This window comes from Mangrovivirga cuniculi (assembly GCF_005166025.1).
Lineage (GTDB): Bacteria > Bacteroidota > Bacteroidia > Cytophagales > Cyclobacteriaceae > Mangrovivirga > Mangrovivirga cuniculi.
Map to the genome: position 1 here is coordinate 495,031 of NZ_CP028923.1, position 18,969 is coordinate 513,999.

Sequence of the window (18,969 nt, forward strand, 5' to 3'; positions counted from 1 at the left end):
TTCTTATTCTACAGTAACTGATTTTGCAAGGTTTCTCGGTTGATCAACATTACAATCTCTCATAACAGCTATATGATAGCTTAATAATTGTAATGGGATAACAGAAACTAAAGGCATTAATTCTTCAGTTGTGGCAGGAACTTCAATAGTATAATCCGCCATCTGAGGAATAATTTCATCGCCCTCGGTAACAATTGCTATAACCTTGCCTTTTCTAGCCTTAACTTCCTGAATGTTAGAAACTATTTTCTCATAACTACTATCCTGTGTAGCAATGAAAACAACAGGCATTTCCTCATCAATAAGGGCAATAGGTCCATGTTTCATTTCAGCAGCAGGATAACCTTCAGCATGTATGTAAGAGATCTCTTTAAGCTTCAATGCTCCTTCGAGGGCTACAGGGAAATTATAACCTCTTCCCAGGTAAAGGAAGTTTTTAGAATCTTTAAATTTCTCAGAGATTTTTTTAATCAGCGAGTCTGACTTCAGTGCTTTTTCTACTTTAGCAGGAATGCTTTCTAATTCAACAAGAAGTTCGTGAAACTTACTTTCTTTTAGTGTGCCTCTTCTTAAGCCTAATTTCAGAGCCATCATACCCAGTACTGTTAACTGAGCAGTAAATGCTTTAGTACTGGCTACTCCAATTTCAGGGCCGGCATGGGTATAAGCACCTTCATGAGTTAATCGAGCAATGCTCGAACCAACTACATTACAAACACCAAATATAATAGCCCCTTTAGACTTTGCTAATTCGATGGCAGCTAAAGTATCAGCTGTTTCTCCTGATTGACTGATAGCAATAACAATATCCCCCTCGTTTATAATTGGGTTACGATATCTGAATTCCGAAGCATATTCAACCTCTACAGGAATTCTACACCAGTCTTCAAAAATATATTCTGCGACGAGGCCTGCATGCCAGGATGTTCCGCAAGCTACGATAATGATTCTTTCAGCTTTGTCCAGTTTATGGGCATATTCTCTAATACCACCTAATACAAGATGACCGGTTTCAGCTTTAAGTCGACCCCTCATGCAGTCTGCAATTGATTTCGGCTGTTCAAATATTTCTTTCAACATGAAATGTTCGAAACCACCTTTTTCAATTGCTTCAAGCTCCATATCCAAAGTCTGAATATATGGAGTCAGTGGAATATCCTCGATGTTTCGGATATTTAGTTCTCCATCATTGATGACAGCAATTTCCTGGTCATTTAGATAAACAACTTCGTTAGTATATTCTACGATTGGTGTCGCATCTGAAGCGAGGAAAAATTCATTTTCTCCTACACCGATAACTAAAGGACTTCCTTTTCGGGCAGCAATCAACTGACCTGGATTATCTTTATCCATCAGTACAATTGCATACGCACCTACTACTTTACTCAAAGCAAGCCTCACTGCTTCCACAAGCGAGCATCCTTCTCTATTTCTAATATCTTCAATGAAATGAAGAAAAACTTCGGAGTCTGTTTCAGACTTGAATATATGTCCTTTGCCTAAAAGGTCTTTTTTAAGTGAATCATAGTTTTCAATGATTCCATTATGGATCATTGCAAGAGAACTGGTACTATCAGTATGAGGGTGGGCATTTACATCGTTTGGTTCTCCATGTGTAGCCCAACGTGTATGACCAATACCTATATTTCCACCAAGGTCTTCGCCAGCGGCAAAGTTTTCAAGATCAGCTACCTTGCCTTGTTTTTTGTATACATTAAGTTCTCCGTTTTTAGCAAGGGCAATTCCGGCACTATCATATCCACGATATTCAAGTCTTTTTAGTCCCTTGATAATGACAGGAGCAGCTTCGCGCTCTCCAACATAAGCTACTATTCCGCACATAGTATGGTAATTATAATTTTATTCCTGTAATATACTATAATATACTTTTAACTGAATCTTTTGCCGGTCACTTACAATTCGATTAAAAACGTTAGTTAACTGATGCTGTGACCCGACCATTAAAAGGTTATGCTCAGGTAATAAGTCCTGTGCTTCTGATTGTAAAAACATTGTTAAAGGTCTGGAATAAGTATTCAGATTAAAATTTAAAGGTCCAACGGGAGCAAATAAATTATCTATTTCCTGCCCTCCCAGGGTTGGTGTACCTTCGTAAGGAGCATTAAAAACAAGCACTTCGTATGCTTGCTCTTCAAGAACACCAAGAGGCCTTATGAGAGTTGAATCCTGATCACTAAAAAACAAATTATTATTATTGCTTGCATAATAAAGACTTGGTTCTTGTGGAGGACCTATCAGATTATTTTCTTTTTCATCTTCTGCATCGGGTACATCATCGATAGAAATAGTCGCATGGTTTATTTGAAACCCTACGATTTCTGTACTATTGAGACTATCGACAAAACTTCTGTAATCAGTCAGGTCAAGTTTAGTTGCCAGACCAGTTATTGGCTGAATATATAAGTTGTCGTTTATCGGTGATCCTTCATAATTTTCGAATGCAGGAATCGTGGACAGATCAGTACCGCTTCTATCAATATTTAAGGCATTGTGATAATCGCCCACCGATTGGATGGTAAGATATACAGTAAATGCTTGAGAGGTTGAATCATTAGAATCATTCCTGAAATAGAGAGTTATTCTCGGATTTCCAGTGTTATTTATAAAATAAGCTGCATTTTCCATCTCGTCAGGAACTATCGATAAACCTTTAAAAAAGTTTTTAAAAGAGGTTGTATCTGCAAAAGCTCCATTCTCCTTTTTGACCGCTTCGTCAAAAAGCTTTTGACCAAAATCCATTGACAGGTTATAAGTAAGGTTAGCTGAAGTAACTATCTCATCTCCTGATTGAGTTGTGTCGGTTTCATCTATGACAACGCTTTCTCCAAGAATCGTCGGATCATATTGAAGGTGATCAGAAGTATATCTGAATAATCTTTCATCCGGATAAATTTCAGTTAACTCGTGAACTTTAAATCTGCCTGTCTCATTACTACTTGGGTCAAGCTTTTTCGATAGGGGGATGAACATTTTAATTGAGTCCAGAATTGATGTTTCGTCAAAACGGTCTTCAAAAGAGGATACCGCCGGAGGATTAGGACTGTAATATCCTATGGACTCAATAGTTCCAAATAGCGGATCTATATAAGTTCCAATAGGTGTTTCCAGGCTCCTGCTAGTGATCACAGAATCAACTTGAACCTGTTTCAGGTCAAGGTCTATTGTTCTAACTAAAGTTTGAAGCCTTCCAATATTCTGGTCTATTTCCAGACCCACCTCTGTAGGGTCTTCACAAGCCGAAAAAAACAAAAGGGCCAGACATAATAATGCCGGCCCTTTAGTGAAAAAGTTTTTATTAAACTGCAAGTTCATTGTAAAGATCATAGTATGAATCAATGAGGGTTTCCTCGTTATTGATTTCTTTAATGTTTTCAGATTCAAAAAGTTTTTTGAGTTCTTCATTATAATTTTCCTCTGCTTTAATCACGACGTCCGCATAAGTGATTCCGGTTTTAATAAACCCTGCAAAATCACCTGTTTTCAGATGCTTTAATTTTTCGTCGTCAATATCAATCATCCTGGCTTTTTCAACAAGGTCTTCACCAAATTTATGCGTAAAGTTATTGTTATAAATTGTGAAAACGCTTTTTGCACCACTAAAAATAGGATCATTTTTATAAGTTGTTTTCAAATACATTGGAATTAAACTTGTGATCCAGTCATTGCAGTGAACAATGTCAGGAGCCCAACCAAGTTTCTTTACTGTTTCCAATACACCTTTGCAGAAAAAGATCGCTCTTTCGTCATTATCTTCGAAAAACTTTTCCTGCTTATCATGGAAAACGCTCTTTCTATGAAAATAGTCTTCATTGTCTATAAAATAAACCTGAAGTTTCGCATTTGGAATTGAAGCCACTTTTATAACCAGTGGTTTTTCTTCGTCGCCGATAGAGATGTTAATCCCGGACAATCTTACAACCTCGTGTAATCTGTTCTTTCTTTCATTGATTGTCCCAAATCTTGGCACCAAAATCCTGATCTCCATACCTCTTTCCTGCATTGCCTGAGGAAGTTTTCTGACAAAATCAGCTACTTTGGAGGTTTGTAAAAAAGGATTAATTTCGCTTGCAACATAAAGGATTCTAAGCTTCGACATATTTGTATTCAAGGATGGTTTTATTCTTTTCAAAACACAAAAATACATTTTTTTCTGTTGTTTTTCAAATAAATTATTAAGTTCACGTAAATTTGCGGCTTATTATGCCAAAGCAAATTTAAATGAAGGTATTTTCATCGATTGAGACATATAGTAGATGGTGGATGGCTCAGCCCAAAAATCAGACACTCGGATTTGTTCCGACAATGGGCGCCCTGCATCAAGGCCATGTCTCTTTAATTAAAGAATCTAAAAAACATTCGGACCTGACAGTCGCCAGCATTTTTGTCAATCCTACCCAGTTTAATGATCCGAATGACCTATTAAAATATCCAAGGACACCTGAGGAAGATATTGAAGCATTAAAAGAGGCAGGCTGTGATATTCTTTTCATGCCTTCAAGTGAAGAGGTTTATAATAACAGATATAACGTTTCTATTGATCCAGGGCCCTCAGCAGAAATTCTTGAAGGATCTTTCAGACCAGGCCACTTTAAGGGGGTTCTTCAAATCGTCAGTAAATTATTTAATATTATCAGGCCGGATATTGCCTTGTTCGGAAAGAAAGATCTCCAGCAATTGCAATTAATAAAGAAGATGGTATTATCTCTCAACTATCATATTGATATAATAGGAGTGAATACTGTCAGAGAAAAAACGGGCCTGGCAATGTCAAGCAGAAACGTGAGGCTTGACTCAAATGAACGAGATGAGGCGCTTCAACTTTACAAAAATTTGAAGATTGCCAGTCAAATGTGGGAAAAAGGTGAAGAATTAGCTAAAATAAAGAGTGCAGTTAAAGAAAATTTTGGCAATTTTGGCTCTCTGAAACTAGAATATTTTGAAGCGGTCGAACCAGAAGCGTTTGAAATCGTTAATTCTCGTGAAGACCTGAAAAGCCAGGTAGCATTTTGTGTAGCGGCTTATGTTGGAGATGTCAGGCTTATAGATAATATTGTAATTGATAATTAAACGACATGCAACTCGAAGTACTTAAATCCAAAATTCACAGAGTAAAAGTGACACAGGCAGAACTTCACTATGTGGGAAGTATTACTGTGGATGAAGATTTGATGGATGCTGCAAACCTAATTGAAAATGAAAAGGTTCAGATCGTAAATATAAATAATGGTGAAAGGCTGGAGACTTATGTAATAAAAGGTAAAAGAGGAACTGGCGAAATTTGTCTGAATGGTCCGGCAGCAAGAAAAGTTCAGGTAGGTGATATAATTATTATAATTTCATATTGCATCCTCCCTTTTGAAGAAGCAAAAGACCATAAACCTGTATTGGTTTTCCCTGATCACAACAATAAGGCTAACTAGGATTGACTAAGCAACGCATTAAATTTTTTATTAATCTGCTGGTATCTTTCGGCCTGGCAGGATTGCTGTTTTATCTAAGTTATGATACGATAGAAACAGCTCCAGGCCAGTCTAAATCAGATTATATTTGGGGCTTATGGCAGGAAACGAATAAGCTGCCTTTATTTCTTTCTGGTGGTTTAATTCTTTTAAGCCACATGATCAGAGCAGAAAGATGGAAATTATTAAATGCCCCACTCAATTATAAAATTTCTTTTTCTAATAGCTATCATTCGGTTATGTCCGGATATATTGTCAACCTTCTTATACCAAGAGGGGGTGAGCTATACCGGTGTTATATGCTCAACAAGTTGGAAAAAGTGCCTGTTAATGTTTCAATCGGAACTGTTATAGCTGAAAGGGCCGCTGACTTGGTGTTTCTTCTCCTATTAATAGGAACTTCGTTTTTCATTGAATTTGAAAAGCTTTTATTCTTTATAAAGGAGAGTAAAATTCTCGAATACGTTGGAGTTGGAAATTCCTTTTCATCAAACCTCTTATTTATTGCACTGGCGGGTATAGCTTTATTGTTTGTATTGATTTTTTTCGTTAAAAAAGTAAAACCGGATTTTTATAATAAGATTGCTGGAAAAATCAAGAATTTACTAATAGGCATAAGAGATGGAATTGGATCTATATTACGATTGGAAAAACGAGCACTGTTTATAATTTATAGTATCTTAATATGGGTTTTATACTATTTGATGACCTATGCTGTAATGAAGGCATTTCCTGAAACCAATCAACTGGGCCTCGTAGCAGCACTATCTGTTTTTACAATAGGAGGCATAGCCATGACCTTACCACTACCGGGAGGAATTGGTTCTTATCATGTACTCGTACCCCTTGGATTATCGATACTATATCAAATTGATCAAAGTGAAGCCAAAGGGTTTACTTTTATTTTTCATTCTTTTTTAACTTTGGTGACCATTCTGGCAGGTTTTGTCAGTTTAATTTATGCCCAGATTAAAATTCACAGAAAAAATGTCAACGAAGTCGTCGAAGAAAATACTGTCCGATCGGAATAAGGCCTCAGAAATTGTTGCAGGCTGGAAAAAAGCCGGTAATAAGGTGGTTTTTACAAATGGGTGCTTTGATCTGATCCATGCAGGTCACGTTGAATATCTTGAAAAAGCTTCTGAAAAAGGCGATAAGCTCATTATTGGATTAAATTCTGACTCCAGTGTAAGAAATATTAAGGGAAAGGAAAGACCCATAGTAAATCAGTATGCAAGGGCCAAGGTTTTAGCAGCTCTTGGTTTTGTTGATATGGTGGTTTTCTTTGAAGAAGACACTCCTCTTGAATTAATAATGTCTCTTAAGCCAACTACATTAATTAAAGGAGCAGATTACAATATTAGCAACATTGTTGGAGCAGATTTCGTAATTGAGAATGGTGGTAAAGTAGAAACAATTGAATTAGTAGAAGGGTTTTCTACCACCAACATTATTGAAAAGATTAAAAGACTTTAAACTCATAAAAAAATGATCTGGATAATTTTTATCGTTTTTGGTATTATAAGTTTTGCAGTAAGCCAAAAACTGAAATCGAAGTTTAAAAAATATTCAAAGATTGGTCTTCAAAATGGACTAACCGGAGCTGAAATCGCCAGACTAATGCTAGCTGATAATAACATTCACGATGTGAAAGTTACCTGTGTTCAGGGGGAATTAACTGATCATTATAACCCTGCACATAAAACAGTTAATCTTAGTGAAGCTGTATATCATGGCAATAGTGCTGCATCAGCAGCAGTTGCTTCGCACGAATGCGGACATGCTGTTCAGCATGCAAATGCCTATAGCATGTTAAAAGTGAGGTCTGCATTGGTTCCAATTCAGAATGTTAGTGCTAAAATTCTCAATATAGTAGTTATTGCATCTATATTCGGAGGCGCATTTTTATTTAACAGCTTTCCTTTTCAAAGCATATTATTGATCATCATTGGTGCTTATAGCGTAATGACCCTTTTTTCTTTAGTGACTTTACCGGTAGAATTTGATGCCAGCAAAAGAGCTTTAGCATGGGTGAAAAACCGAAACATTGTTACAACATCAGAATATGATATGGCAAAGGATGCTTTAAAGTGGGCTGCAATGACTTATGTAGTTGCCGCAATAGCCTCTCTGGTGACTTTGATGTATTATATTTCATTATTTTTGGGTTCAAGAGATTAAAAGTATTAAATTCGCTACCCTTCAATTAAGAACATTAATCTTACGTACGAATGCAACTACAATTTACTGAAGAACAAATAGCTGTAAGAGACGCAGCACGTGATTTCGCACAAAACGATTTATTACCTGGAGTAATAGATAGAGATACCAACCAGGAATTTCCTGCAGAGCAAGTTAAAAAAATGGGTGAACTCGGATTTCTGGGAATGATGGTTGACCCTAAATATAACGGAGGAGGTATGGATACTATTTCATATGTCCTGGCAATGGAAGAAATCTCTAAAGTTGATGCTTCAGCAAGTGTTATCATGTCTGTAAATAACTCTCTTGTATGCTGGGGTCTTGAAAAATATGGCTCTGAAGAGCAAAAGGAAAAATATTTAAAGCCTCTTGCATCCGGAGAAATAATTGGTGCTTTCTGTCTGTCCGAGCCTGAAGCTGGTTCTGATGCAACATCTCAAAGAACGACAGCTGAAGATAAAGGTGATTACTATCTTCTTAACGGAACTAAAAACTGGATAACCAATGGTGGTAACGCTTCTGTTTATCTTGTTATGGCTCAAACAAATCCCGAACTCGGACATAAGGGAATCAATTGTCTTATAGTTGAAAAGGGAATGGAAGGATTCACTGTAGGCAAAAAAGAAGATAAATTAGGCATCAGAGGTTCTGATACTCACTCTTTGATGTTTCAGGATGTAAAAGTACCGAAAGAAAACAGAGTTGGCGAAGATGGCTTCGGGTTCAAATTTGCCATGTCTACACTCGATGGTGGAAGAATTGGTATCGCTGCTCAAGCTTTAGGTATCGCTTCGGGAGCATACGAGTTATCAATAAAATACGCGAATGAACGCAAGGCTTTTGGGAAAGAAATAGCAAAACATCAGGCAATTCAGTTTAAGATCGCTGACATGGCGACAACGATAAATGCTGCCAGATGGATGTGTCTTGAGGCCGCTTACCAGAAGGACCAGGGACAAAATTATGCGCGGGCAGCCGCGATGGCTAAATTGTATGCCTCTCAGGTAGCGATGGATGTAACTGTTGAAGCAGTGCAGGTACATGGAGGATATGGTTACGTTAAAGAATACCATGTAGAGAGATTAATGCGAGATGCAAAAATTACCCAAATCTACGAGGGCACATCTGAAATCCAAAAGATCGTTATTGCTCGAGATGTGCTGAAATAATGATAAAGTACAATTATAACTTTCATTGTTTTCTTACATGACACATTAATCTGTAAAATTACAATTTGAGAGTTCAAGTATTTTTTTTACTTTGGTGCTGAATTTTTTAATAGATACAATCAAAGGCGGTTTAAAACCCCGCCTTTTCAGGGCTTATGGAGGATTATAATAAGATTATCGAATCGTTATCGGTAAAGTTTTTAAGTGCTAAAAACATAGAAGTACTTAGATCTGTTACTGTGAAAAATCTGTACGATGTAGAAAACACTATTCTAAAACTACGTCATGGTGAAATTTCGTTCGGGGAAGATGAAATCGAAACTCTCAGAGAAGGAGAAATACTTTTTGTTCCCGGCGGTAAAGGTGTACCGATAACGTATGGTCCACAACCTGCAGACCAGGTTAAAAGTGATGACTTTTTAAACTTAAAGGAGAATTACTTAAAATCAGGACGCGAACTATTTTCACCGTCGAATAGCGATGACACTTATTTTAGCAGCATAAGTTTTACTGCTAAGGTGTTTGACTCGGTTAACTTTTTCGCTTCTCTAGATATACCTCCTTTTATTATCAGAAATGATGAAAAATTATCTAATCTGATAGAAGAGATTATTGAGGAACAAAGTAATGAGCTTCCGGGAAGAGATCGTCTGATAAAAGTTAATACGGATCTTCTTGTGGTTGAAGTAATTAGATATATTTTCAGAAATGAGTTATTCATTGAGCAGTTAGCAACAAATGTAACTTATTTTAAAGACCCGCGACTTCTAGACATCTTTGCGTTTATCAAGGAAAACATTGGTGGAGATCTTTCTAACAGAATATTAGCGAATGTTGCAAATGTATCTGAAGATTATGTGGGACAATACTTCAAAATGCTCACAGGTATTAATCCTCAGGATTACATCGAATATCAACGGATGGAACAGGCAGTTAACCTATTGAGAACTACTAAAAAGAGTATTCGTGAAATAGGTAAAGAGGTTGGTTATAAAGATACAGCCTATTTCTGCCGACGATTTAAAATGATGTTCGGAATTCCGGCAGGTAAAATGAGAAGAAGAGAATCAGTTATGAACGTTTAAAGAATGGTTATAACGCTCAACAATATTAGCAACCTCGGTCATCAGGCCGGGGTTTTTTTCTATCCCGTTACCAACTACCACTACGTCTGCACCCGATTCTATGCACTGTAGAGCTTTCTCTTTATTGGTTATACCCCCACCGACAATTAAAGGAATTTCGATAGATTTTTTTACCATTTTGATCATTCGAGGAGGTATTGGCTTTTCAGCACCACTTCCACCATCCAGGTAAATCACTTTTTGTCCAAGAAGTTCACCGGCCATAGCTGTACTGGCAGCGATATCCGGCTTATCCGAAGGAATAGGCTGACTATGACTCATATAACCCGCTGCGGTTGGTTTACCACTATGAATAAGCATATAACCAGTACTGATAATTTCTATTTTACTTTTTTTCAATACCGGAGCAACTAAAACATGTTGACCGATCAGAAGCTCAGGATTTCTTCCGGAAATTAGTGAAAGCAATAAGAGGCCATCAGCATGAGGATCAAGCTGAAGATTGTTGCCAGGAAATAAAATCGCTGGAATATTAGAGCCTTCTTTAATAGCTGAAACAACCCAGGATAAGTTTTGGTGCATCATCAGGCTTCCTCCGATAAAGAAGTAATCGACCTTATTTTCAACGGCCATCATTATGAGCTGATTGAGCTTTGCTGATGAATCAATCTTATCCGGGTCGATTAGAACCGCAAATGACTTAATTCTCTTATTAACTTTATCGGTGAGGTCCTTATATAATTCCTTATTGTTCATTGTTTTCTTTTGCTACGGGATTATCTGATTCGTCAGAATTTTTTTCCAGAAACTCGTTGATCTTTTCTTTTGCCAGGGCAAGAGCAAATATTCCTGCCTGATATTTTAATGCTTTCCAAATTGAAAAATCATCCTTTTTAACCTTTTTATCAACATTTATAACCTTTGCAGAATCCGTATCAGCTTCCAGCTCTGTTTCGTCAGAATCTTTTTTTCCTTTCAGTAATTTATATGTTAGGTATGCCGTTAAAACAGCTCCTCCTGCGATAAGTGCACGTTTACCCCAAACTTCGGCTTCCTCCATAATTTCATCAAGCTCCTCTTCCATTAAATAACGGTAGTAATCTGAGTTATTTTTTAACTGTTCCTTTTTTTTATCGCTATCCATATTTTTTAAATATTACTATCAAATAATTCGACCATGTTATCTCTTAATTTTTTCTTAAATGAAGAAGACTGGGAAATGAAATATGCAGCTACAGCTAGTATGGCATAAATCAGGCTAACTGAGCCAAACCCAATTAGTAAGCTTTCAGCCCATGTAGATATAGCTAGAGCTACCAGTATACTAAAAAACACGATAAATAGAGAGAGCATCCCTATAAAAAACATGATCGCAACAGCATGCGTAATTAGCAATGCTATTCTTTGCTCAATATCAAGCTTAACCAGCTCAACCTTATTTTCTATGAATCGATTGAATGCTTCAATGAGAGATTTGTACATGTTGGCGATTGATTATTTTATATAAAGTTAGCCCACAATATTATACTCTACTTGATATTAATGAAAATTATTCGGGACTGCAAGAAAGACGTTATCTGGTAACTAGTAGTTATCTACTCTTTGTTCGTGATATGAACCAATTCTGTCATTGATTGCAGAGTTATCTGATTTTTGAGAAAAATAAATCAGGGTGTAGGGAAGTAAAAAGAATATAAAAATAATATAGATAAACCCGGCAATTCGGTACTGCCCGGTAAGCTTACCTAATTTTTCTGCTAATACAACAGGGATCTGCCTGAACATCTTATTTGGTAAAAATAAAATGACCCCAAATAAATTAAATAATAAATGAACAACAGCAACATTGATCGCGGCACCACCTGTAAAAATCGCTACTAACAGAGCAGTGATTGTCGTACCTATATTTGCACCCATTACGAAGGCAAAACCCTGGCTCATTGAAATCTTTCTCGTAGCAACCAATGGAACAACTAAAGGAGTTGTTACCGAACTACTTTGTACTCCTGCAGTTATCACCGTGCCCCAGATAAATGATCTGAAAGGATTTGTGAAAAAGTACTTCTGCATTTTTTCCTTAGATTCCCCAATCAATACAAGGCTACCGTATTTAGCTAGAAGCTTAATTGTAACCAGTAATAAAATAAAGGAAAGCACTGATAATAAAATGTAACTGTCAAACCAGCTAAGAATAAAAGATGAAACAACATTCTTACTTGTAATGAAGGAAAAATTAGTAAAGATCAGTTTACTACTTTGAACCTGAATTGAGTTTGAGATCATTTGAGTCAACTGACTTAATAATCCGGTAGTCATTTCTAACGGGAATAAAATTGCCGCTACCAGAATATTAAACATATCGTGGACTGTACCAGCAGCAATCGCTCTTCTAAACTTATTTTTCTGGTTTACAAAAGTTATTGAAACGAGGGTACTCGTGAGAGTGGTTCCAATATTTGCGCCCATAATAATCGGTATAGAACTAGGGAAGCTGATCGTACCCGCTGCAACCATTGTTACTATAATACTGGTTACCGCGGAACTGCTTTGAATAATTGCTGTCGAGATAAGGCCAATAAAAAGCCCGATAAAAGGGTTACTTGTCGCTTCTATCAAAGAATTAATTGTGTCCTGGCTTAATAAACGCAGTGATGAAGCCATAATATTCAGTGTAAAAAAGAATATTATAAGGCTGGCAATGATTATTGCGTAATAAGTATGGACTTTTTTGTTGTTCATTGATAGAATACTTCCAAAGTAATGGCTGCAAAGATAATTTATGATTGTTAAATCATATTCAGCAGGAAGATAAAATAAATGTTAACAAATCCTCCCTTAATTATGTTCAAAAGGGATAAATCACTGGTTTTTAAATTTAATGTTAACTAAATGTTAATTAACAAGTCTGGATTAACAATAATTTAATCATTGGTTTTCCAATTCTATGTTTAGATTTGCAGCTGTAAAGAAATCGATAGTATGCAATTTGGTATTTTAGACTTATTTGCAATCCTGGGGTCTCTGGGAATTTTTATATATGGAATGAAGGTGATGTCGGAAGGTATTCAAAACCTTGCGGGAGATCAGCTTAAGAACATCTTAGGTTATATGACATCAAATCGCCTTGGAGGAGTGGTTACCGGGTTTGTTACAACTTCTTTAATCCAGTCGTCATCAGCCACCACGGTAATGATAGTAAGTTTTGTTAATGCAGGCTTACTAACTCTTAGGCAGGCAATCGGCGTTATTATGGGTGCCAACATAGGTACTACAGTCACAGCGGTTATAATTACCTTTTTCGGATTTAAATTTAGCATCTCAGATTATACCCTTGCCATAATTGCAATCAGTCTGCCTTTAATGTTTTCCAAAAGAAATGAATATAAGTCCCTTGGGGATTTTCTATTCGGATTTGGAATTTTATTTATGGGCCTTGACCTTCTTAAAAACAGTGTCCCCGATCTACAGCAAAACCCTGAAGCTCTTGAGTGGATTCAGAACGTAAGTGACATGGGTTATGGCAGTGTCCTTCTATTTATTGTTATAGGTACTCTGATTACAATAGTTGTTCAGTCTTCGAGTGCAGCAATGGCCATTACACTAATTATGTGCGACCAGGGATGGATTACTTTTGATATCGCTGCAGCATTGGTATTAGGAGAGAATATTGGTACAACTATAACCGCTAATATAGCAGCCACAGTCGGAAATCTTTATGCAAAAAGAGCAGCGCGAGCGCATTTTATATTTAATATTTTTGGTGTTATCTGGATGCTTTTATTATACTATCCATTTTTAAATTTAGTGGATCATATAATGGTTAATTGGTTCCAGCAGCCTTCTCCTTTTGTCGCTGTTAAGTCAGTGACCTGGGCTCTTACGTTATTTCATATTTTATTTAATATTACGAATACCTTTCTTCTAATTTGGTTCGTAAATCAAATAGAAAAAGTGGTGGTAAGGCTAACTCCGGCTAAAGCTACTGCAGAGGCAGAAGAAGAATTCCGATTATCTTATATCGGTAGTGAGGTGATGCGTACTCCGGAATTTTCATTGATCGAAGTTCATAAAGAACTTTCACGCTTTGGAGCGATAACCCGTAAAATGTTTACCAAGCTCAAAGATCAGCAGCAAAGTGCTAAAACTAAGGAAAGCCTGGCCTTCTATGAAAAAATAGAAAAAATGGAAGACCTGACGGACAGGTTCGAGGAAGAGATTACAGCATATCTTGTCAGGCTTTCTGAAGGAAGACTGAATGTTGATACCTCTGCAAAAGTTGTGATAATCCATAGCGTTACCAATGATCTTGAAAGAGTAGGAGATAGTATTTTAGAAATCTCCAAAAACATACATCGCCTGTATAAAAAGAAATTATCACTGGATAATAAGCAAAAGAAAAAACTGGCTGAATTATCAGACCATGTGGAAGAAGCCTTTGATATCATGCTGAATAACCTTGAAAAAGGTTCTCTTTCAATCGATATAAAAGAAGCCAGAAAGAAAGAACAGGAAATCAACAAACTGAGAAAGAAAATACGCAAATCACAAATGCGTGTTGTTGAAGACCCTACTTATGAGGTTAAATCAGGTATTCTGTTCAGAGATATTTACCAGGGATTAGAGCGTGTAGCTGATCAAATTTTTAGTGTTAACCTTGCCCTTGCTGGTGAAAAATTTGATCTGGATGAAATTCTCGATGAAGACTTCTAATATTAACAATTTCTTAAATTAGGCGAAATTACACCGTAATCTTACAGCTCTATTTTTGAATTTGATTTTTTAAACTAATTCAAGGGGATAGAGATGAAGGCAAAGATTCAACAGAGCCTGCAAGCTAAAATTTTATTATACGTTTTTGGGTTTATTTCAATTGTGTTGATCATAGGAGTGATATTATTGATCAATCGTCAGGAAATAAACAAACTAAATCAAGTAGAAAAAGCTTTTAATAAAGCGAGTTATTACGTCGAGACTGCTGCCCACGCTCAATCCAGATTTATGCTTGAAGGCAGAAAAGATGAAAAGTTTCTTAAAACAAAAAGCAGTAGCGAAATAATTCTTGCAAATCAGAACCTCAAAAAATCAGCAAGACTTCTGGATTCGATGCTGGCATCTGAAATTATTCGATCAGAAGACCTGTTTCGAGAAACACAAAACTTAAAACAAGCTGTGGTTACCTATAGCCAGACCTTACAAAAGCTAGTTTCAAAAATTCATTTTCGCGGTTTTAAAGATTATGGTCTCGAAGGAGTAATGCGAGACTATGTCCATGATCTTCAGGCTCTTGATGATACACAGGAGCAAATTTTTGCTTTATCATTACGAAGACATGAGAAAGACTTCATGTTAAGAAAAGACCTTTCTTATATCGATAAAATAAACTCTACCTCTCAAAAATTTAAGAATTATATCAATACCAATGATGGTGACAGTGGTGCGTATAAAATCCGCATTATAGATAATTACGTTGAGCATTTTATTGATATAGTCGATATTGAAAAGGAAATTGGCCTTACAAAAAACGACGGTTTAAGAGGAGAATTAGCATATGCCAGAGCATCTTTTGCACCGGTAATTAGCGAAATCGAGCACAAACTGTCTGTTATTATCAACAGAAGGCAGAACACAAACAGAATTATAATAATAAGTTCCCTTATATCATTTCTGGTTTTCTCATTCATTTTGGCCAACCGATTTAATAAAGTAATTACTAAGCCGGTCAAAAAGCTAAACGAGTTAATAAAAGGATATAACATTGGGGAGAAGCTGGAAAAGAACATGTTCGAAGAACTTTACAAAAACGATGAGCTGGGTAGCCTGGTGAAAAGCTTTCGTAATATGTATTTATCTGTGGAAGAAAGCCTTCTGGCTTCCAGAAATGCTCAAAAGGAACTCGAAAAATCTTCAGAAGAAATTGAAAAAAGAAATTGGTATTCAGAGCAACTTAATAAGTTATTAGCAACCATTAAAACTACTGGTGATGATAATTATGTCGATACTCTAAAGTCGATTGTTGAAATTTCAAACGCGAAACTGGGGGCTATTTACAGTTTATCTGAAGAAAACGAATTGGAGGAAATGAAGATGATATCCTGTTATGCGTTTTCAAGGAAGAAATATGTCTCAAACTCTTTTAGCAAAGGTCAGGGATTATTAGGAGCTGTATGGATTGAGAAAACACCGATTTACCGCACGGAAATTCCTTCTGATTATATGAATATTACTTCCGGCCTGGGTGAGGTTAAACCAGCTTACCTGATTATTATTCCCTTAATTCATGAGAATAAAGTTGAAGGAATTTTAGAATTAGGATTTTTAAAGCGAACCAACGAAATAACTGAGAAGTTACTTCAGGAATTTGGAACACGATTAGCCTCAGAGCTTCACTTGTCTTCCTTACAAAGAGAGCGAAGAGAGACTCTTGAATATTATCAGGAATTATTGGAATCAAAAAATAAGTCTGTTGGCAAACCAGTATCCTCGGATCTGGCAGATTCGGCTGCAATTAAAGTTATCGAAAAGATATTTAAAGGCTTAGTCATTACTGACAGCATGAAAAATATAAGGTTTGCAAACACCTGGTTTAAAAATACAATAGGCACAAATGATCCAGAAGAAAAGGTATTTGATTATATAACCAAAAGAGACCGACAAAAAGTTTCTGATTACCTAAATACTGTGAGATTTAGCCAATCTGAGAATAAGAAAATTGAAATTGAACTAAGCGGGATGTCTAAAGATACTGTCGTTAATCTCAGGGTGTTTCCGGTAGAAATTAAAGATGAACGTCTTCTTATCTGGTTAATCAACCCGTACAATTTTTCAGATATTGATGATGCAATCCAAAATCTATTTGATAGCGGATCTCTTTTATTATCCAATGATTGATGTAATTTTATGACCTGCAAAGAATTTTTCCTGATGCATGTCAAAATTTTTTCAAACCAGCATTGAATTTGTAAAAGGGGTAGGGCCTCAAAAAGCGGCACTTTTAGGTAAGGAGCTAGGGGTCTTCACATACGCAGACCTCATACAGTATTATCCTTTTCGCTATGAGGACCGATCAGTGTTTCATACCGTTTCCGATTGCTATTATAAAGAAGGAGAAACTGTACAGTTGCGTGGATCAATTAGATATTTTGACATGGTAGGAGAAGGAAGAAAAAAGAGATTATCTGCAGAGTTTAGAGATCACACCGGGAACCTTGAATTAACCTGGTTTCAAGGGGTTAACTGGGTGAAAAAAGCATTAAAACCCGGAGTTAACTATATAGTTTATGGTAAAGTAGCCCGATATGGCAGCAAAGTTAGTATTGCGCATCCCGAGTTTGAATCAGAAGCTACCGCAGACAAACAGAAAGGCCTGCAACCGGTGTATAGCAGCACTGAACTTCTCAGGCGAAAATATCTCGACAGTAAAGGAATTTCAAAGATTGTTCGAAACTTATTACAACGAGCTTTAAATGAAATTCCTGAGACCCTTCCTGAGAAATTAAGAGGTGATTACAATCTACCGGGAAAGGCAGAAAGCATCAGGCATATTCACTTTCCCGCAAATCAGAATAAACTTCAGCTGGCTCGTTACAGATTGAAATTTGAAGAGCTGTTTTATATTCAGCTGAGACTAATGAAACTCAAATTGCACAGGCAGGATGCATTTAAAGGGCTGGTTCTTGACAAAACAAATCTCTTAACTGAGTTTTATGAAAATCACCTTCCATTTGAGTTAACGAATGCTCAAAAAAGGGTAATAAAAGAAATATACCGCGATCTTAAATCCGGAAAGCAAATGAACAGGTTGCTTCAGGGAGACGTTGGTAGTGGAAAGACAATCGTTGCATTTGTTTCAGCATTGTTAGCGATTGATAATAATGCCCAATGCGCGCTTATGGCTCCAACGGAAATTCTTGCAGATCAACATTACAGGGGACTAAAGCCTTTTGCAGATGAGCTGGGAATATCAATAGAAAAACTTACAGGATCGACAAAGAAAAGTGAAAGAACCCGAATTCATGAAAACCTCATGTCCGGAGAGTTGAATATTTTGGTCGGAACACATGCCCTAATAGAAGATACTGTTCAGTTTAAAAATCTTGGCCTGGTAATTATCGATGAGCAGCATAGGTTTGGAGTAGCACAACGAGCGAAGCTTTGGCAAAAAAACACCAGGGCAGTTCCACATATTCTTGTTATGACTGCAACCCCAATACCCAGGACCCTGGCAATGACCTTATATGGTGATTTGGAAATTTCTTCTATAGATGAATTACCAGCAGGAAGAAAACCGATTAAAACTATCCATCAATATGATGCAAACCGGTTAAAAGTAAATGCTTTTCTTAAAAAGGAAATTGAAGCAGGCAGACAGGTATATATTGTTTATCCCCTCATCGAAGAATCAGAAAAATTAGATTATAAAGATCTGATGGATGGCTTTGAAAGTATTTCAAGAGCTTTTCCGGATTATCAGATCAGCATTGTTCATGGAAGACAAAAGCCCGCAGATAAAGATTTTGAAATGCAGCGGTTTGTAAAGGGAGAGACCAGGATTATGGTGGCTACTACTGTAATCGAAGTTGGCGTCAATGTTCCAAATGCTACGGTGATGGTTATTGAGAATGCAGAAAAATTTGGTCTTGCACAATTACATCAATTAAGAGGTAGGGTAGGACGTGGAGCTGAACAAAGTTATTGCGTACTAATGTCAAGTTACAAGTTAAGTAAAGAGGCCAGAAAGAGACTAGATACTATGGTAAGAACGACTGATGGTTTTGAAATAGCTGATGTGGACCTGCAGTTACGAGGACCCGGAGACCTAATGGGTACCCAGCAAAGTGGGGTCCTCGATCTTTTAGTATCAGATTTAGCTAAGGATGGGAAAATTGTCCAACTAGCAAAAGAAGCAGCTTCCAGCCTGATGAAAACCGACCCGGACCTGACCTTAAAAGAAAATTACCTGATTCGAAAACAAGTCGAGTCACAGCAAAAAAACGTATTTAATTGGAGTAGAATTAGCTAATATTCGACATGCAT

Annotated in this window: 17 protein-coding genes; 10 read left to right on the top strand and 7 right to left on the bottom strand. The window is 36.7% G+C overall.

The window, feature by feature from the left end; all coding sequences use genetic code 11:
• Positions 1–3 precede the first annotated feature (3 nt).
• The 3 genes from glmS to DCC35_RS02325 are packed head-to-tail and all read right to left on the bottom strand — an operon-like array spanning position 4 to position 4,117.
• Positions 4–1,842, bottom strand: coding sequence for a glutamine--fructose-6-phosphate transaminase (isomerizing) (gene glmS, locus DCC35_RS02315; protein WP_137089271.1), 1,839 nt, complete (start codon positions 1,840–1,842; stop codon positions 4–6).
• Between the two features lie 18 nt (positions 1,843–1,860).
• Positions 1,861–3,333, bottom strand: coding sequence for a DUF4270 family protein (locus tag DCC35_RS02320; protein WP_217495904.1), 1,473 nt, complete (start codon positions 3,331–3,333; stop codon positions 1,861–1,863).
• Positions 3,317–4,117, bottom strand: a complete 801-nt coding sequence (locus DCC35_RS02325) for a glycogen/starch synthase (RefSeq protein WP_137089273.1) — start codon at positions 4,115–4,117, stop codon at positions 3,317–3,319. The genes DCC35_RS02320 and DCC35_RS02325 overlap by 17 nt, the downstream gene beginning before the upstream one ends.
• Positions 4,118–4,239: 122 nt before the next feature.
• On the opposite strand from DCC35_RS02325, the gene panC reads away from it, so the two are divergent.
• The 7 genes from panC (at position 4,240) to DCC35_RS02360 (ending at position 9,936) form a co-directional block, all read left to right on the top strand.
• A complete protein-coding gene (gene panC, locus DCC35_RS02330) occupies positions 4,240–5,088 on the top strand; it encodes a pantoate--beta-alanine ligase (RefSeq protein WP_137089274.1) in 849 nt (282 codons plus the stop codon).
• A 5-nt stretch (positions 5,089–5,093) separates the two neighbouring features.
• Positions 5,094–5,441, top strand: a complete 348-nt coding sequence (gene panD / locus DCC35_RS02335; protein ID WP_137089275.1) for an aspartate 1-decarboxylase — start codon at positions 5,094–5,096, stop codon at positions 5,439–5,441.
• A 2-nt stretch (positions 5,442–5,443) separates the two neighbouring features.
• Complete coding sequence (locus DCC35_RS02340; RefSeq protein WP_137089276.1) at positions 5,444–6,511, top strand: lysylphosphatidylglycerol synthase transmembrane domain-containing protein; 1,068 nt, start codon at positions 5,444–5,446, stop codon at positions 6,509–6,511.
• On the top strand, positions 6,468–6,956 hold the full coding sequence (rfaE2, locus tag DCC35_RS02345) for a D-glycero-beta-D-manno-heptose 1-phosphate adenylyltransferase (RefSeq protein WP_137089277.1): 489 nt from the start codon (positions 6,468–6,470) through the stop codon (positions 6,954–6,956). The genes DCC35_RS02340 and rfaE2 overlap by 44 nt, the downstream gene beginning before the upstream one ends.
• A 12-nt stretch (positions 6,957–6,968) precedes the next feature.
• Positions 6,969–7,661 carry a zinc metallopeptidase gene (locus DCC35_RS02350; protein ID WP_137089278.1) on the top strand — a complete coding sequence of 231 codons (693 nt, stop codon included), beginning with the start codon at positions 6,969–6,971 and terminating at the stop codon, positions 7,659–7,661.
• A gap of 50 nt (positions 7,662–7,711) precedes the next feature.
• Entirely contained in the window at positions 7,712–8,851 is a 1,140-nt protein-coding gene (locus tag DCC35_RS02355; protein ID WP_137089279.1) for an acyl-CoA dehydrogenase, read from the top strand.
• Positions 8,852–9,006: 155 nt separating this feature from the next.
• Positions 9,007–9,936 carry a helix-turn-helix domain-containing protein gene (locus DCC35_RS02360; protein ID WP_137089280.1) on the top strand — a complete coding sequence of 310 codons (930 nt, stop codon included), beginning with the start codon at positions 9,007–9,009 and terminating at the stop codon, positions 9,934–9,936.
• Here DCC35_RS02360 and DCC35_RS02365 read toward each other — a convergent pair.
• The 4 genes from DCC35_RS02365 to DCC35_RS02380 all read right to left on the bottom strand — a co-directional run bounded on the left by DCC35_RS02365 (position 9,919) and on the right by DCC35_RS02380 (position 12,675).
• A complete protein-coding gene (locus tag DCC35_RS02365; RefSeq protein WP_137089281.1) occupies positions 9,919–10,692 on the bottom strand; it encodes a geranylgeranylglyceryl/heptaprenylglyceryl phosphate synthase in 774 nt (257 codons plus the stop codon). The genes DCC35_RS02360 and DCC35_RS02365 overlap by 18 nt on opposite strands.
• Positions 10,682–11,080, bottom strand: a complete 399-nt coding sequence (locus tag DCC35_RS02370) for a hypothetical protein (protein WP_137089282.1) — start codon at positions 11,078–11,080, stop codon at positions 10,682–10,684. Before DCC35_RS02370 ends, DCC35_RS02365 begins: the two co-directional genes overlap by 11 nt.
• 5 nt (positions 11,081–11,085) lie before the next feature.
• Positions 11,086–11,418, bottom strand: a complete 333-nt coding sequence (locus DCC35_RS02375) for a phage holin family protein (RefSeq protein ID WP_137089283.1) — start codon at positions 11,416–11,418, stop codon at positions 11,086–11,088.
• Between the two features lie 102 nt (positions 11,419–11,520).
• Positions 11,521–12,675: a Na/Pi symporter gene (locus tag DCC35_RS02380; RefSeq protein WP_137089284.1), complete on the bottom strand. Its 1,155-nt coding sequence runs from the start codon at positions 12,673–12,675 to the stop codon at positions 11,521–11,523.
• A 240-nt stretch (positions 12,676–12,915) separates the two neighbouring features.
• On the opposite strand from DCC35_RS02380, the gene DCC35_RS02385 reads away from it, so the two are divergent.
• From DCC35_RS02385 to recG, 3 genes are all read left to right on the top strand, one after another.
• Positions 12,916–14,646, top strand: a complete 1,731-nt coding sequence (locus tag DCC35_RS02385) for a Na/Pi cotransporter family protein (RefSeq protein WP_137089285.1) — start codon at positions 12,916–12,918, stop codon at positions 14,644–14,646.
• A 93-nt stretch (positions 14,647–14,739) separates the two neighbouring features.
• The gene (locus DCC35_RS02390; RefSeq protein ID WP_137089286.1) at positions 14,740–16,824 is read left to right on the top strand and encodes a GAF domain-containing protein; all 2,085 of its coding nucleotides are present in this window, start codon (positions 14,740–14,742) and stop codon (positions 16,822–16,824) included.
• Between the two features lie 37 nt (positions 16,825–16,861).
• Positions 16,862–18,955, top strand: coding sequence for an ATP-dependent DNA helicase RecG (recG, locus tag DCC35_RS02395; RefSeq protein ID WP_137089287.1), 2,094 nt, complete (start codon positions 16,862–16,864; stop codon positions 18,953–18,955).
• The last annotated feature ends 14 nt before the right edge of the window (positions 18,956–18,969 follow it).

What these genes read in the sequence shown, in the direction of transcription:
- glmS (WP_137089271.1), bottom strand. Translation starts at nt 1,842, where the DNA reads ATGTGCGGAATAGTAGCTTATGTTGGAGAGCGCGAAGCTGCTCCTGTC.
- DCC35_RS02320 (WP_217495904.1), bottom strand. Translation starts at nt 3,333, where the DNA reads ATGAACTTGCAGTTTAATAAAAACTTTTTCACTAAAGGGCCGGCATTA.
- DCC35_RS02325 (WP_137089273.1), bottom strand. Translation starts at nt 4,117, where the DNA reads ATGTCGAAGCTTAGAATCCTTTATGTTGCAAGCGAAATTAATCCTTTT.
- panC (WP_137089274.1), top strand. Translation starts at nt 4,240, where the DNA reads ATGAAGGTATTTTCATCGATTGAGACATATAGTAGATGGTGGATGGCT.
- panD (WP_137089275.1), top strand. Translation starts at nt 5,094, where the DNA reads ATGCAACTCGAAGTACTTAAATCCAAAATTCACAGAGTAAAAGTGACA.
- rfaE2 (WP_137089277.1), top strand. Translation starts at nt 6,468, where the DNA reads ATGTCAACGAAGTCGTCGAAGAAAATACTGTCCGATCGGAATAAGGCC.
- DCC35_RS02350 (WP_137089278.1), top strand. Translation starts at nt 6,969, where the DNA reads ATGATCTGGATAATTTTTATCGTTTTTGGTATTATAAGTTTTGCAGTA.
- DCC35_RS02355 (WP_137089279.1), top strand. Translation starts at nt 7,712, where the DNA reads ATGCAACTACAATTTACTGAAGAACAAATAGCTGTAAGAGACGCAGCA.
- DCC35_RS02360 (WP_137089280.1), top strand. Translation starts at nt 9,007, where the DNA reads ATGGAGGATTATAATAAGATTATCGAATCGTTATCGGTAAAGTTTTTA.
- DCC35_RS02365 (WP_137089281.1), bottom strand. Translation starts at nt 10,692, where the DNA reads ATGAACAATAAGGAATTATATAAGGACCTCACCGATAAAGTTAATAAG.
- DCC35_RS02370 (WP_137089282.1), bottom strand. Translation starts at nt 11,080, where the DNA reads ATGGATAGCGATAAAAAAAAGGAACAGTTAAAAAATAACTCAGATTAC.
- DCC35_RS02375 (WP_137089283.1), bottom strand. Translation starts at nt 11,418, where the DNA reads ATGTACAAATCTCTCATTGAAGCATTCAATCGATTCATAGAAAATAAG.
- DCC35_RS02380 (WP_137089284.1), bottom strand. Translation starts at nt 12,675, where the DNA reads ATGAACAACAAAAAAGTCCATACTTATTACGCAATAATCATTGCCAGC.
- DCC35_RS02385 (WP_137089285.1), top strand. Translation starts at nt 12,916, where the DNA reads ATGCAATTTGGTATTTTAGACTTATTTGCAATCCTGGGGTCTCTGGGA.
- DCC35_RS02390 (WP_137089286.1), top strand. Translation starts at nt 14,740, where the DNA reads ATGAAGGCAAAGATTCAACAGAGCCTGCAAGCTAAAATTTTATTATAC.
- recG (WP_137089287.1), top strand. Translation starts at nt 16,862, where the DNA reads ATGTCAAAATTTTTTCAAACCAGCATTGAATTTGTAAAAGGGGTAGGG.